This is a genomic window from Streptomyces sp. NBC_00414 (genome assembly GCF_036038375.1).
In the GTDB taxonomy this organism is placed as follows: domain Bacteria; phylum Actinomycetota; class Actinomycetes; order Streptomycetales; family Streptomycetaceae; genus Streptomyces.
The window spans coordinates 6,460,302-6,474,473 of record NZ_CP107935.1 but is presented as its reverse complement, the minus strand read 5'-3'; the positions used below and the strand labels follow the sequence as shown (position 1 = coordinate 6,474,473).

Here is a 14,172-nt window from a genome sequence, read left to right as displayed (position 1 = left end):
GCTGCGCGGCGCGGCCGTCCCGCCGCAGCCGCTGGACGCGCGCGCCCTCGCGGCGCTCGCGGCGAACCCGGGATGCCGCAGGCGCGCGATCCTCGACGGCGCGGGCGTGAACAAGGCGGTGCTGGCGAGCGCGCTCGGCTCGCCGTCGGCCTTCGGCCAGTCGCAGTTCGCGTTCATGCGGGGCAACGCCTTCGAGGCGCGGGTCAAGGCCGACGGGGGCGCGGAGCTGCTGCGGCTCGTGCACGAGAAGCTGGACGCGGCTGCCGAGCCGCCCGCGGGCGGCGCCGTTCCCGACCTCTCCGCGGTCGGCCCCGAGGGGCGCACGGCCCGTACGGCACTGGCGCTGCGCGAGGCCACCGCGGTGGGCGGCTGGACGCTGCTCGACCACCCGTTGCTCGCGCTGGAGGTGGCGGGCTCCCCCGCCTTCCTGGAGCCGGACGCGGTCGTCGTGCACCCCGACGGCGGCTGGACGGTCGTCGAGATCAAGTCCTTCCCGATGCTGGACGGTTCGGCGGACGCTGCCAAGGTGGGCGCGGCGGCCCGCCAGTCCGCGGTGTACGTACTGGCGCTGGAGGAGGTCGCGGCCCGGCTCGATCCCGCGCCCGACGTCCATCACACGGTGCTGCTGGTCTGCCCGAAGGACTTCTCCAACCTGCCCACCGCGTCGGCCGTGGACGTCCGCAAGCAGTGCTCGGTGACCCGGCGCCAGCTGGAGCGCCTCACACGTGTCGAGGACATCGCCGACGCGCTTCCCGAAGGCACCTGTTTCTCCCCCGACCTGCCCGCCGCCGAGCTGACGGCCGCTGTGGAGTCGGTCCCGGCGACCTACGCCCCCGAGTGCCTCGCCGCCTGCGAGCTGGCCTTCCACTGCCGGGGCCGCTCCCGCGCGCAGGGCGCGGTGACCTCACTGGGCCGCTCCCTGCGGGCGGAACTGGGCGCCCTGACCACGGTCACCGACGTCCTGTCCGCAGCCCACGGCCACACCGGCGACCCGACCGACCCGACGGTCGAGGCCCTCCGCAGAGCAGCAGCCCTCAGAGCAGCGGCACTCGGCCCCACAAGGGGCGCGGGGACCGGCACGACCAGCCGAGACGGCGCAGCACCCGACGAACAACCCCAGGTCCCGCCGCCCTCCAGGGGCGAGGGGAACGGCACGACCAGCCGAGACGGCGCCGCGGACGACACACCGCAGACCGCGGAGCGCCCCGTGCCGCAACCCGGGCGATCGGGGTCGAAGTGACCCTGATCACCACCCTCGCAAGGCTGGAGGCCGTGGACACCGGCAGGGCCCAGCCCCTCACCACCGTCCGCCACCGCCACCTCACCGACCACCCCCTGGTCCTCGTACCGCTCACCACCGCCGGAGAGGCCGGCGCCCCCCTGGGCGCGCTCGTCGGCACGGACCGCGACGCACCGCGCCTCCTCGTCGTGCCGCAGCCCCGCGACCGCGACCTCCGCTTCGCGTTCCTCGCCGAACTGGCGGACATCGTCCTGCCGTACATCGACGGCTACGCGGACGACGTCGAGGCCGCCGAGCGCAACGAGACCGACCCGGAGACCGGCAAGCGGGTCAAGGTCGAGGTCGAACTGTGCGCGGACGCACCGCAGTTGATCGTCCCGGGCCGGGCCGGCATCGACCTCGTACGGCTGCTCGGGCGTTCCATGCGGTTCCGGCGCACCGCCGAGCAGGACCCGGAGACCCCGCATCCGGCGCCGCCGCGCGTGCCGTTGCTCGGGCGGTGGCTCACGCACTACGGGGAGCGGGCGCGGGTACCGGGTTCATCGCTGCTGACGGCCCTCACGGACGTCCTGTCCCGGCACTGGGCCACCGGCCAGTCCACCCTGGAGGACCAGCACCTGGGGGCGCTGCTCGCCTGGATCGACCCCCCGGAGGGCGTGTCCGGCGCCGAGGCGGCGCTGCGGGCCGAGCTGCTGAGGGACGGCCAGGGGCAGCTCGTCTGCCCGCCCGCCGGGCCCGCCACGGACCCGGCCTTCGACAACAAGCTGCTCGCGCCCGCCATCGAGCGCTACGACCGCGCGCGTACGGCACTCGCTGCCGCCGAGGACGGTGTCGAGGCGGACGACCGGCTCGGCGACCTCACCGCGGCCGAGCGGCACATCCGCGAGCTGGTGGCGAGCCGTACCCGCCCCACCTGGGATGCGGTGTGGCACGGCCTCGACCTGCTGCGGGCCCTGCCCGAGGGCCCGCGCGCGGCCGACCGGTGGACCCGCGACCGCTGGTCGTTCACCGGCCACCGCGACCGGGTCCTGGCCGGCGAACCCCCGCAGCCGCGCCGCGACGACGCGGTCACGGCGGCGAACAAGCTCGCCACGCGTGAGCGCGAACAGGCCCGCCTCGAAGCGCAGGAGGCCCTCGACGACCCGCTGGTCATGGCCGGGCGCCGGCTCGCGGGCGAGGCCTTCTCGGGTGAGGTCACCGATGTCGTGATGGCGTACAGCGAGGGGAAGCGGGCCGCCCCGCGCCCTCTGGTGACCGTGCGCACGGACGACCGGCCGCATCTCGGCGAGCGAGCGAAGGTCTACCGCTCGCTCGGCGGCAAGCCGCAGTCGGCGGAGTTCGTGGGGTACGAGACGGACGGCTCGGCCGGTGTTCCCGGCGACGGCGACGGTGGCGGAACCCTCGTCGTGCTGCGCATCCTCGACAAGATGGGCCGCGGCAAGGAGCCCGAGCCCGGATCCGTACCGGAGAAGGGCGATCCGCTCTGTTTCACGCTCTTCGAGCACGAGCAGCGGGGCGGCGCGAAACTGCCCGACCCGGAGGACACCCCGTGGACGCACGGCGGGCCGCCCGGAGAGACCGACGCCGCGCCGCGGCCCGACGCCGTCACCGAAGAGGACGTTCTGTGAGCACCGTGTTCGACCCGGGGGCCGAGGCGACCCGCGCCACCGACGCGATCCTGCGCGACACCCTGCACGGGACGCACCGCGGGGTCGTGGTCGACTCGCCGCCCGGCGCCGGCAAGTCCACGCTCGTCGTACGGGCCGCGCTCGAACTGGCCGAGGCCGGGCGCCCGCTGATGGTCATCGCCCAGACGAACGCCCAGGTGGACGACCTGGTGGTGCGGCTCGCCGAGAAGAACCCCGACCTGCCCGTCGGCCGCCTGCACAGCAGCGACTCAGACCCGTACGACAAGGCGCTCGACGAGCTGCCGAGCGTCCGCAAGTCCGCGAAGGCGGGTGATCTCGCCGGGCTCGACGTGGTCATCTCGACGGCCGCGAAGTGGGCGCACGTCAAGGGTGTCGAGCCGTGGCGGCACGCGATCGTCGACGAGGCGTACCAGATGCGTTCGGACGCGCTGCTCGCCGTGGCCGGGCTCTTCGAGCGGGCGCTGTTCGTGGGCGACCCGGGCCAGTTGGACCCGTTCGCGATCGTCGGCTCGGAGCAGTGGGCGGGCCTGTCGTACGACCCGTCGGCCTCGGCGGTGACGACGCTCCTCGCCCACAACCCGGAGCTGCCGCAGCACCGGCTGCCGGTCTCCTGGCGGCTGCCCGCCTCCGCGGCGCCGCTGGTCTCGGCCGCGTTCTACCCCTTCACCCCGTTCCGCAGCGGCACGGGCCACGGCGACCGCCGGCTCACCTTCGCCGTGCCGTCGGACGGATCGAGCCCCGACCGCGTCATCGACGAGGCTGCTGAATCGGGCTGGGGCCTGCTGGAACTCCCGGCCCGGCACACCCCGCGCACGGACCCGGAGGCGATCGGGGCCCTCGCCCTGGTCGTACGCCGGCTGCTGGACCGGGGCGGCGCGGCGACCTCGGAGCGGTCCCCCGACGCGGCCCCGCTGACGGCCGACCGGATCGCCGTCGGCACGGCCCATCGCGACCAGGCGGCGGCCGTCCGCGCGGCGCTCGCCGAGCTGGGGGTGCCGGAGGTGACCGTCGACACGGCGAACCGGCTGCAGGGCCGCGAGTTCGACGTGACCGTCGTCCTGCACCCCCTGTCGGGCCGACCCGACGCGACGGCCTTCCACCTGGAGACGGGCCGCCTGTGCGTGCTGGCCTCGCGCCACCGGCACGCGTGCATCGTCGTGTGCCGAGCAGGCGTCACCGACCTCCTCGACGACCATCCCTCCACGGAGCCGGTGCAGCTGGGCGTCACGGTGAAGTTCCCGGACGGCTGGGAGGCGAACCACGCGGTGTTCTCGCACCTGTCGGAGCACCGGGTGGCCTGGGAGACGTGAGGGGGCGCGCAAGGGTGCGGGGGCGCGGAAGAGTGCGTGGGGCGCGGAAGGGTGCGGACGGCGCATCGGGGCCTGTCGGCAGGTGTCCCGGGCCCTCTTGCGCGGTCAAGGGACAATGGACGGTGGCCCGCCCACAAGGACGGGTCGACCGCTGTCGAGGAGGAGAAGTCATGGCGGAGCCCACGCCGCGTCGGAACGAGCCGCGGCTTCGCCCCGCGCCGCTGCTCTTCGAGCCCGCCGAGGCGGCCACCGATCCGGAGCATTTCTTCGACCTGGAGTCGATCGACGACCCACGGGCGCTGCTGGCGCGCTCCACGGAGCTGGCGCTCGCGTTCCGGGCGGCGACCGACCGGGCCGTCGAGTTCCAGGCGATGGCCGCGGCGCAGCTCGCCGATCCGCGTCGGTTCGACCGGCTCACCCCTGCGGAGGTCGCCGCGCGGGCTGAGTGGACCGAGGACTATGCGAAGAAGATGGTGGAGTTCGGGCGGGAGTTGTTGCGGGGGGCCGATGCGGAGGGGTACGCCGACCCGATCTGACGGGGTCGGCGGATCAGGCTTCGCCCTGCGGGCCGGGGTTCGCCTGCGGGCCGGAGTGCGTCTGCGGGCCGGTGGGGGCTGGTCGCGCAGTTCCCCGCGCCCCTGAAAGACGGCGGCCACGCGAGGGCTGCCCCTGTTAGGCGGCAGGCGTGCGGGGCCTGCGCTGGAAGACGGCGGGCGCGCGAAGCCTGCCCCTGAAAGACGGCGGTCGGGCGGGGCCTGCCCTTGGAAGACGGCGGTCGGGCGGGGCCTGCCCTTGGAAGACGCCGGGCGGGCACCCCGCGCCGCTGGGGGGACAGTGGGCGGGTGAAATCGTTGCTGGCATATGCCAGGCGGGCAAGATACTCCACCTCGTCCTTTCCTGTCCCAGGTTCCGGCAACTCTGCGGAACTGATTGTTCACCCCGGGTAGAACTGGTTGGTATGAGCAGCGATCGGAACCTGGTAAGTACCGCCCCCCACGGCCCGAACACGGGCACCGGCACCGTCGAGGCACTCCCCAACCTGTTCGACGCACTCGACGCCCCACACGTCGACGCCGAGGTCACCGAAGTCACCGGGGTCACCCCGGAAGGCGCGGCCTGGCTCGCCTCGGCAGGAACGTATCCGCGCAGTACCCGCGTCCTCTGGGACGACCGTCCCACCGCCCCGGTGGTCCTGGGCTGCGGCTCGGTCTTCGACGTCGTCAACGCCCCCGCCATATTCGGTCGCCACATGCTGGACCGGCTGTGGGACGAGGGCCCGGGCTCGGGTCCCGTGGCCGCCCACCGGGGCCGGATCCTGCTGTTCGCCGCCCCGGGCACGGCGCAGCGCCTGCCCTCGCTCCTGGAGTGGGAGGAGTGGGGGTCCGGCGGCGCCTCGGACCGCGGCCGGGCCATCCCGCCGCTCCTGTGTCACGGCACCGGCGACGCGGTGACCGTCCCCGCCCCGGCCTCCGTCGTCCCGGCGGCGCCGACCGCCGCCGGCCGCCTCGACTCCCGGTGGCTGGTCGCCCCCGACACCCGCGCTCCCTGGCTGCCCGGCCCGGAGATCATGCTCTGGGCGGCGGTCCGAGCGGCCCGGTCAGCGGCCCGGCGACGGCTCTCGGAGCCCTCCCCCACGGCGCCGATATCGATTTTTCCTCCCGCCGATCAGGGTGCTAAGGTCTACGACGTCGGCAGGCGCCGCTAGCTCAGTTGGTTAGAGCAGCTGACTCTTAATCAGCGGGTCCGGGGTTCGAGTCCCTGGCGGCGCACAGACGGTGAGAAGCCCCTCGCGAGAGCGAGGGGCTTCTCGCGTTCCCCGGTCGGTCTGCTCCCTGTCACCCCTGTCACCCCTGCGTGATCGTCACCGTCCACGCCCCCGACGCCCTCCGGTCCTCCACCTCGACCCGGACGTCCTCGCCGGGCACGGTGAAGCTCTCCCCGAGACCGACCGGCGCGTCCGCGAGCGGCGCGTAGACCGAGTCGTCCCAGCAGGTCTCGGACCCCGGGTGCGCGTCGACGACCTCGATCGGCCCGCGGCCGGATTCCGCCCCGCCGCGCACCCGGTAGACGAGCACGCCCTGCGAACAGGCCGCCTCGTCGTTGCCGGCCGGCCCCCGCACCTCGAAGGCGATGACGCTGTCCCGCGCCGTCCGCACCACCGCCAGCTTCGTCCCGCCCGCCGTCCCGAACCCCGCCCAGCCCGGTCCGGCCCCCGGCACACCGGCGGCCTCCGCACCCGCCGCGATCCCACCCGCAGCACGCCCGTCCGCGGCGAGCCCGTCCGTCGCACCGGCCGCCGCGGCCACCCCGGGCGGTCCCGCCGCCAACGGCTCCAGCGTCAGCCGCGTACCCCGCCCGCCCGCGCCCCGTACACACGCCACCTGACGCGGTTCCAGCCACCCGAGTTTCCATTTGTGCCAGCCGAAGAGGTCGGGAGCGAGGCCGAACTGGCTGCCCATGAGGTCCCAGTCGCCGACGTACGTGTCCCAGTCGCCCTTGCCGTCGACGGGCCGGTGGTAGAGGTCCGGCAGATCGAAGACGTGACCGGTCTCGTGGGCCAGGACCAGCCGGTCCGGCGGATGTTTCTCGAACACCGTGACGATCCGGCGGATGTCCGTGCCGTCGGCCCGCAGCGGCACGTCCATGTTCACCACCTTCGTGGCGTCCGAGTCGACCCCGGGAGCGTCGGGATCGGCGACGAAGTAGACGACGTCGTAGCGGGAGAAGTCGACCTGACTGTCCGCCGCCGCGAGGGCGTCCCGCAGATACGCGGAGCGCGCCGCCGCGTTCCAGTCGCGCTGTATGGCGTACGCGGTCGAGGCACGCGGCATCCGGATCCACTCGCGGAGCGGGTGCGGACGCAGCCGGAACTTCCCGTACGAGGCCTGTTCGAAGAAGCGGCTGGTGGCCGGGAAGTAGTCGGCCGTCAGCTCGTCGGGCCTGGTCAGCGGCGTGGCGTCCGGGAAGGAGAGGAAGACCATCACCGCGTCCAGGCGGCGGGCGGGCCGCGGATAGGCGGCGTTCCAGGTGTCCACGCCCTCGGAGTGGTGGGCCTCGGTCCGTTTCAGGGCGCACGACATCGAGAGCGGTACGGCGGCCGAGGGGGCCGCCAGCGAGGTGGCGGCGAGGGCCGTCATGGAGGTGAACACGGCCGCGGGACCACGCCACCCCTGCCCACGCGAACCGTGCCCGTACCAACGGGGCCGGCCCCCGCCACGGGTGAGCCCCTTGAGGGGGAGCAGACGCGGCACGTCGACCTCCGGATGCGGAATTCGGGATACCGCAGCCAGCCTGTGCCGGTTTGATAACCTACGCCCTGTTTATCTGATCCAAAGGAGTGAGAGGGCCGACACCCGACCGAGAACATCGGGGAGCACCAGGGGGGCGCCAGGACACGCCGACACCCCGAGCACTCACGGAACGTCACAAGTGATCGGCCGATGAAGGAACCTGTCCAGGTGCGGGCAGAAACGATCTGTCAGAAAGGGGTGCCCTTCCGGGACACTGGACGGTAGCTGGAAGGCCCAACGGCCAGCCTCTATGATCGGCACACTTTCCTGCGCGGACACGGCTGGAGCGGCCGTTCACCACCGGCCGACCCTCGACGAGACCTGTACGACGAACGAGTGCACAGCGGGAGCGAACGGTGAGCGGAACGTCCGATGGACCGGCGCCCACGGCAGACCTCGTTCGGTCAGCCGTCACAGAGAGTCATGTCGCGACCTCTCCTCGTGCCGGGACCCCTATTCATGAGGACCGGGCTCGACGGGTCGAGCCCCTGGTAGACCCCCTGGTGGACCCCTTGATCGACACCCCGGCCGGCCTCTCGGCCGGACTTCCGGTCGGTCTCTCGTCGGAGTTCCCGGTCGGTCTGGCCGCCGGACTTCCGGCGAGACTGTCGGCCGCCGCCCCGAACGGGCTCCCCGCGCACCCCGAGGGCGTGTCCGGGACCGGTACGGGCGTCGACGCCCGTACGTTTCGAGCCACTTTCGCCGCCGCCCCCCTCGCGATGGCCGTCGTGGACCGCGAGGGCCGGGTCGTCACGGCCAACGACACGCTGGCCGCCCTGCTCGGCACGGGCTCCGACGGGGCCGGGCTCACCGGCCGGATCGCCGCCGACCTGGTGGACCTCGCCTCGGACGCCCGTACCTGGCACGCGTACCGCGAGGTGCTCCGCGGCCGGCAGGCCCGGCTGCGCTGCACCCGGCGCCTCAAGCATCCCGACGGCCACTCGCTCTGGGCGCAGGTGACGGTCAGTCCGCTGCCCGAGGAGGAGCGGGCCGTGCTGATCTCGGTCTCCGACATCAGCGCCCGCCGGGAACTGCAGGCCCGGCTGCGGCATCTGCAGATGCACGACCCGGTGACCCGGCTGCCCAACCGCACCCTGTTCTTCGAGCGGCTCTCGGCCGCCCTGGAGGCCGAGGCGTACGAGGAGTCCGGCACCGGCCGGATCGGGCTGTGCTACCTGGACCTGGACGGATTCAAGGCGGTCAACGACACGCTCGGCCACCGCGTCGGCGACCGGCTGCTGGCGGCCGTCGCCGAGCGGCTGACCCGCTGCGCGAACGAGGCCGGCTACGCGAGAACGGCCACCCCGCTGGTCGCCCGGCTCGGCGGCGACGAGTTCGCCCTGCTGGTCGAGGACTCGACGGGTACGGAACAGCTCGCGGACCTGGCCGATTCCGTACTGAAGTCACTGCAGGTGCCCTTCGACCTCTCCGGGCAGCGGCTGTCGGTGTCGGCCTCGATCGGCGTCGTCGAACGGCACGCGGCCGGCACCACCGCGACCGGGCTGATGCAGGCCGCCGACACGACGCTGTACTGGGCGAAGGCCGACGGGAAGGCCCGCTGGACGCTCTTCGACCCGGAGCGCAACGCCCACCGCATGACCCGCCAGGCGCTCTCCTCCACGCTGCGTCCCGCCGTCGAACGCGGGGAGTTCGCCCTGGAGTACCAGCCGCTGGTGTGCATGGAGGACGGCGTCGTGCGCGGCGTCGAGGCGCTGGTGCGATGGAACCATCCTCAGTTCGGCACACTGACGCCGAATCGGTTCATCGGACTGGCCGAGGAGGACGGCTCGATCGTGCAGCTGGGCCGCTGGGTGCTGGCCACCGCCTGCCGGCAGGCCCGCCGCTGGCAGCTCGACCACCCGGACGCCGAGCCGATCTTCGTCAGCGTGAACGTCGCGGTGCGGCAGGTCTGGGACTCCGACCTGGTGTCCGACGTGGCGGCGATCCTCGCGGAGACCGGGCTCGCCCCGCACCTGCTCCAGCTGGAGCTCACCGAGTCCGCCGTGATGGGCTCCGCGGGCCGGCCGCTGCAGGCCCTGCAGGCGCTCAGCGACATGGGCGTGGGCATCGCCATCGACGACTTCGGCACCGGTTACTCGAACCTCGCCTACCTGAGCCGGCTGCCGGTCTCGGTACTGAAGCTCGACGGGTCGTTCGTGCGCGGCTTCCAGTACGAGAGCGGGGACCACGAGGGCGGGAACGGCGCCGGCGCGCCGCCCAACCCCGCCGACGAGGTCGTCGTCGAGGCGATGATCCAGCTCGCGCACCGGCTCGGTCTGACCGTCACCGCCGAGTGCGTGGAGACGGCGGGCCAGGCGACCCGCCTGCGGCGCATCGGCTGCGACACCGGCCAGGGCTGGCTGTACTCCCGGCCGGTGGCGCCGGACCGCATCTCCGCACTTCTGACCACGGCGGCCCTGCCCCGGGCGTCTCAGGCCTGAGACGCCCGGGGCAGCCCGTATGCGTCCGCGATCAGTTCGTACGAGCGCAGGCGTACGGCACTGCTGTGGGCGTTGGCGGTGAGCATCAGCTCGTCGGCGCCGGTGCGCTTCTGCAGATCGTCGAGACCGGAGCGGACCTCGTCGGCGGTGCCGTGGACGACGTTCGCGTTCCAGGAGTCGACGAACTCCCGCTCCATCGGGCTGAACGCGTACGCCTCCGCCTCCTCCGGGGTGGGGACCAGGCCGGGGCGGCCGGTGCGCAGGCGGACCATGTTCAGCGCGGCGGCCATGATCTGCCGGCGCGCCTCCTTCTCGTCGTCCGTCGCGAGGGCGGAGACACCGATGAGTGCGTACGGCTCGTCGAGCACGTCCGACGGCCGGAAGGACTCCCGGTAGAGGTCCAGCGCCGGGACGGTGTTCTGCGCCGAGAAGTGGTGCGCGAAGGCGAAGGGCAGGCCGAGGGTGCCGGCGAGGCGGGCACTGAAGCCGGACGAGCCCAGCAGCCAGACCGGCGGCCGGTGCGGGGACTGGACGCCGCCGGGCGAGGTCGCCTGCACCGGGCCCGGGACCGCGTGGATACGGGCGTACGGGTGGCCGTCCGGGAAGTCGTCGTCCAGGAAGCGGGTCAGTTCCGCGAGCTGCTGGGGGAAGTCGTCGGCGCCCTCGTTCAGCCGGTCCGAGCGGCGCAGGGCCGCGGCCGTGGCGCCGTCCGTGCCCGGGGCCCGGCCGAGGCCGAGGTCCACGCGGCCCGGGGCCAGGGCTTCGAGCGTGCCGAACTGCTCCGCGATGACCAGCGGGGCGTGGTTCGGCAGCATCACGCCGCCGGATCCCAGGCGGATGCGGGTCGTGTGGGCGGCCAGGTGGGCGAGGATCACTGCCGGTGAGGAGGAGGCCACGCCCGGCATGGAGTGGTGCTCGGCCACCCAGTAGCGGTGGAAGCCCCGGGACTCCGCGAGGCGGGACAGCTCCACGCCGGTGCGCAGGGCCTCGGTCGCGGTGTGGCCTGCGCCTACTGTGACCAGGTCCAGGACGGAGAGGGGGACGGGGGCGGTGCCCTGTGCCTCGCCTCGGATGTCGCCGGTGTCGCCGGTCTCGGTGGACGTCTGGTCCGGTGCCGCCACGGGTTGCCTCCTGTTTGCTGCTCGCGTTCTCCGCGAATCCCTAACAGGAGGTCGGCTCCGCTTATTCCTCGCCCCCGCCGCCCCTACCCTTCCCGTCACTGACTCGGGGGCTCCGCCCCCGAACCCCCGGTCCTCAAACGCCGGACGGGCTGAAAGCGTCGCCGGACGGGCTGAGAGATCGCGGCTCGGCCGCGGATTCTTCAGCCCGTCCGGCGTTTGAGGACGAGCGCGCAGCGCGATACGGGGGCGAGGGGGCGCAGCCCCCATGCAGTGACGGGAAGGGTAGGGGCGGCGGGGGCGAGGAAAAACCCTTATGCCTGGACCAGCGGCTCCCTCGTGAAGAGCGCGCCCAGTTCCGGGGCGTTCACCCGGCGGTCGGCGAGGCGCAGGGCCTCCCAGACCGTGACCTGGTTGGCGGTCAGCACCGGCTTGCCCAGCTCCGCCTCCAGAGCGGGAAGGCAGGAAGCCGTGTGCAGCGCGGTGTCCGGCAGCAGCACCACCTCCGCCTCGGGATGATCGGCCGCCCGCGCCAGAGCGAGCACCTCCGCCTCCCCCCAGGTCCCGACCTCGGCGGCGGTGACGATCCCGGAACCCCGCACGGAGACCACCTCGAAACCGGCGTCGGTCAGGAACGTGGAGAAGAGCGCCGCCACGTCGTCGGGATACGTCGCGCCGATGGCGACCCGCTTCACCCCCAGCTCACCCACCGCGTGGGCGAACGCGAAGGACGTGGAGGAGGCCGGCAGCCCTGCCGCCACGGCCAGGGTGCGGACCTGGTCGTGGGCGCCCTGCCAGCCGTACACGAAGCTGCCGCTGGTGCAGGCCCAGACCACCGCCTCGGCGCCGGACAGCCGCAGCTCCTCGACACCGGCCCCGAGGCGGGCGGCCGAGCCCATCTCCAGAAGGGCGTCCACGCGGTGGGCGTCCTCGCCGATGTCCGTGTGGACGACCTGGAGGCGGATGTCGCTGCCGAGGAGCTGCTCGATGCGCGGGTAGTCGTCCTCGGCCGAGTGACCCGGGTAGAGGAATCCGAGAGCCGTCATGCCCAACCTTCCTGTTCTTCCGGTAGTGCGGGCGGTACGGGCCGCCGCCGCGCCGACTCGTCGGTCAGCGCCTGGTAGGGCCCTATCGCCCGGGTACCCAGGTGACGCAGCGCTGCCCACATCGTGACCTGGTTGGCCGAGATCACCGGGATGCGCAGCTCGGCCTCCAGCTGCGGGATGACGTCGTACGTCGGAAGGTTGGTGCAGCTGATGAAGAGCGCGTCGGCGTCCCCGCGCACCGCGCCGCGGGCCATGTCGACGACATCGCGGTACGGGACCTTCCAGATGTGCCTGGTCAGGCCCATGTAGGCGCGGCCGGTGACGGTGATGCCCGCCTCGGCGACGTACTCCTCAAGGGACTGGGTGACGGAGACGGTGTAGGGCGTGACCAGGGCGATCCGGCGCACGTTCAGCTCCTCCAGTGCTTCCAGGAGGGCGCCGGACGTGGTCACGGACGGCACCTCGCCGGCCCGGGTCATGGCCTCGCACATGGCGCGCTCGCCGGCGATCCCGCCGACGAAGCTGCCGGACGTGCAGGCGTAGGCGACGATCTCGGGCTGGACGGCGTTCAGCGCGCGCACCGCGTCACCGAGCGTCTCGTGTTCGCTGACCAGGCGCGCCAGGTCGAGGCTGACCTCGACGGGCACGAACGGTGTACGCGTGAGGTGCAGCGACACCTCGTCGGGCACCCATCGCCACAGTTCGCGGTCGAGGGCGAAGTCGAAGGGAGCGACGATGCCGACACCTCTTTGAGGGTGTGGTCCACCAAGGAAGGAGACGTCCATGAGCAGCCCCAAACTCGGATCGAGCAAGTGGTGGAGATCAGCCGCGAGGGCCCGCCTGGCAGCCGGGGGGACAGAAGCCGGCGCATGCCGGGACGTCGGGACAGGAACAGACGGGACACCCGGAACCCCCGGGAAACAAGCCCGTGTTGACGAAGGTAGGTTCGGGTGCGAGCGTGGTCAATCCGCCCATCTCAGACGACTTGCCCAATGTCCCGCAGCAGTGCTTCAGACTCAGAGAAGCGGACCCTCGTTGCGAAACGGTTTCCCCCCGATGACCACTCCCCTGACCGCTCCTCCGTCGCCGAACATGGCCGAAAAGCCGACGCTGCTGGTGCTCGGCTCCGATCCGCCTCCCCGGCTCGGCCGGCTCACCGGGCGGGTGCGTGTCGAGTACGCGGACGAGTCGTCGCTGGCCGCGCTGCTGCCCACCGCGGACGCGCTGCTGATCTGGGACTTCGCCTCGCGCGCGCTGCGCCGGGCCTGGCCGGGCGAGGGGCGCCGGCCCCGCTGGGTGCACACGGCGAGCGCGGGTGTGGACCACCTGATGTGCCCCGAACTCGCCGAGTCCGACACGCTGGTGACGAACGCGCGCGGTGTCTTCGACCAGCCGATCGCCGAGTACGTGGCCGCGCTCGTCCTGGCCATGGCCAAGGATCTGCCGCGGACTCTGGAGCTCCAGGGGGCGCGCGAGTGGCGGCACCGTGAATCGCAGCGCGTCGCAGGTACACGTGCGTGTGTGGTCGGTTCCGGGCCGATCGGACGGGCCATCGAGCGGACTCTGGGGGCGCTCGGCATCACGACCGCGCTCGTGGGGCGCACCGCGCGCGACGGCGTGCACGGTCCCGAGGAGCTGGACCGGCTGATGGCCCGCGCCGACTGGGTGGTGTCCGCGGCGCCGCTCACCGAGGAGACGTCCGGGATGTTCGACGCGCGGCGGCTGGGGCTGATGCAGCCGTCGGCGCGCTTCGTGAACGTCGGCCGCGGACAGCTCGTCGTGGAGGACGCGCTCGCCCGGGCCCTGCGGGACCGGTGGATCGCGGGGGCGGCGCTCGATGTCTTCGAGCACGAACCGCTGGGCCCCGACAGCCCGTTGTGGGAGGTCCCCGGCCTGATCGTGTCACCGCACATGAGCGGCGACACGGTGGGCTGGCGGGACGAACTGGGTACGCAGTTCGTGGAGTTGTACGAGCTCTGGGAGGCGGGTGAACCCCTGCCGAACGTCGTCGACAAGCGGCGCGGATACGTACCTGGCCACTGACACACGGTGCCATGACACACGTGGAGGGGCGGATG

At 72.9% G+C, this 14,172-nt stretch carries 11 protein-coding genes and 1 tRNA gene; 8 read left to right on the top strand and 4 right to left on the bottom strand.

Features of this window, described 5'->3' with window-relative positions; genetic code table 11:
* Position 1 precedes the first annotated feature (1 nt).
* From OHS59_RS28185 to OHS59_RS28160, 6 genes are all read left to right on the top strand, one after another.
* Positions 2–1,240, top strand: coding sequence for a hypothetical protein (locus OHS59_RS28185; protein ID WP_328499395.1), 1,239 nt, complete (start codon positions 2–4; stop codon positions 1,238–1,240).
* Positions 1,237–2,868, top strand: coding sequence for a hypothetical protein (locus tag OHS59_RS28180; RefSeq protein WP_328496149.1), 1,632 nt, complete (start codon positions 1,237–1,239; stop codon positions 2,866–2,868). Before OHS59_RS28185 ends, OHS59_RS28180 begins: the two co-directional genes overlap by 4 nt.
* On the top strand, positions 2,865–4,199 hold the full coding sequence (locus tag OHS59_RS28175; protein ID WP_328496148.1) for an AAA family ATPase: 1,335 nt from the start codon (positions 2,865–2,867) through the stop codon (positions 4,197–4,199). Before OHS59_RS28180 ends, OHS59_RS28175 begins: the two co-directional genes overlap by 4 nt.
* Positions 4,200–4,369: 170 nt before the next feature.
* Positions 4,370–4,735, top strand: coding sequence for a hypothetical protein (locus tag OHS59_RS28170; RefSeq protein ID WP_328496147.1), 366 nt, complete (start codon positions 4,370–4,372; stop codon positions 4,733–4,735).
* 422 nt (positions 4,736–5,157) lie between these two features.
* On the top strand, positions 5,158–5,904 hold the full coding sequence (locus OHS59_RS28165; protein ID WP_328496146.1) for a bifunctional DNA primase/polymerase: 747 nt from the start codon (positions 5,158–5,160) through the stop codon (positions 5,902–5,904).
* Positions 5,895–5,968, top strand: a tRNA-Lys gene (locus OHS59_RS28160). Before OHS59_RS28165 ends, OHS59_RS28160 begins: the two co-directional genes overlap by 10 nt.
* Before the next feature lie 75 nt (positions 5,969–6,043).
* Here OHS59_RS28160 and OHS59_RS28155 read toward each other — a convergent pair.
* A complete protein-coding gene (locus tag OHS59_RS28155; protein WP_443061512.1) occupies positions 6,044–7,450 on the bottom strand; it encodes a M6 family metalloprotease domain-containing protein in 1,407 nt (468 codons plus the stop codon).
* Positions 7,451–8,001: 551 nt separating this feature from the next.
* Between OHS59_RS28155 and OHS59_RS28150 the strand changes: the two genes are divergently transcribed.
* Positions 8,002–9,930 carry a putative bifunctional diguanylate cyclase/phosphodiesterase gene (locus OHS59_RS28150; RefSeq protein WP_443061511.1) on the top strand — a complete coding sequence of 643 codons (1,929 nt, stop codon included), beginning with the start codon at positions 8,002–8,004 and terminating at the stop codon, positions 9,928–9,930.
* Here OHS59_RS28150 and OHS59_RS28145 read toward each other — a convergent pair.
* The 3 genes from OHS59_RS28145 to OHS59_RS28135 all read right to left on the bottom strand — a co-directional run bounded on the left by OHS59_RS28145 (position 9,921) and on the right by OHS59_RS28135 (position 12,879).
* Positions 9,921–11,051: an LLM class flavin-dependent oxidoreductase gene (locus tag OHS59_RS28145; RefSeq protein ID WP_328496144.1), complete on the bottom strand. Its 1,131-nt coding sequence runs from the start codon at positions 11,049–11,051 to the stop codon at positions 9,921–9,923. The two genes, OHS59_RS28150 and OHS59_RS28145, sit on opposite strands and share 10 nt — an antisense overlap.
* Before the next feature lie 311 nt (positions 11,052–11,362).
* Positions 11,363–12,094, bottom strand: a complete 732-nt coding sequence (locus OHS59_RS28140; protein ID WP_328496143.1) for a maleate cis-trans isomerase family protein — start codon at positions 12,092–12,094, stop codon at positions 11,363–11,365.
* Complete coding sequence (locus OHS59_RS28135; RefSeq protein ID WP_328499393.1) at positions 12,091–12,879, bottom strand: maleate cis-trans isomerase family protein; 789 nt, start codon at positions 12,877–12,879, stop codon at positions 12,091–12,093. Before OHS59_RS28135 ends, OHS59_RS28140 begins: the two co-directional genes overlap by 4 nt.
* A gap of 271 nt (positions 12,880–13,150) precedes the next feature.
* Between OHS59_RS28135 and OHS59_RS28130 the strand changes: the two genes are divergently transcribed.
* Positions 13,151–14,137: a D-2-hydroxyacid dehydrogenase gene (locus OHS59_RS28130; protein WP_328496142.1), complete on the top strand. Its 987-nt coding sequence runs from the start codon at positions 13,151–13,153 to the stop codon at positions 14,135–14,137.
* Positions 14,138–14,172 lie beyond the last annotated feature (35 nt).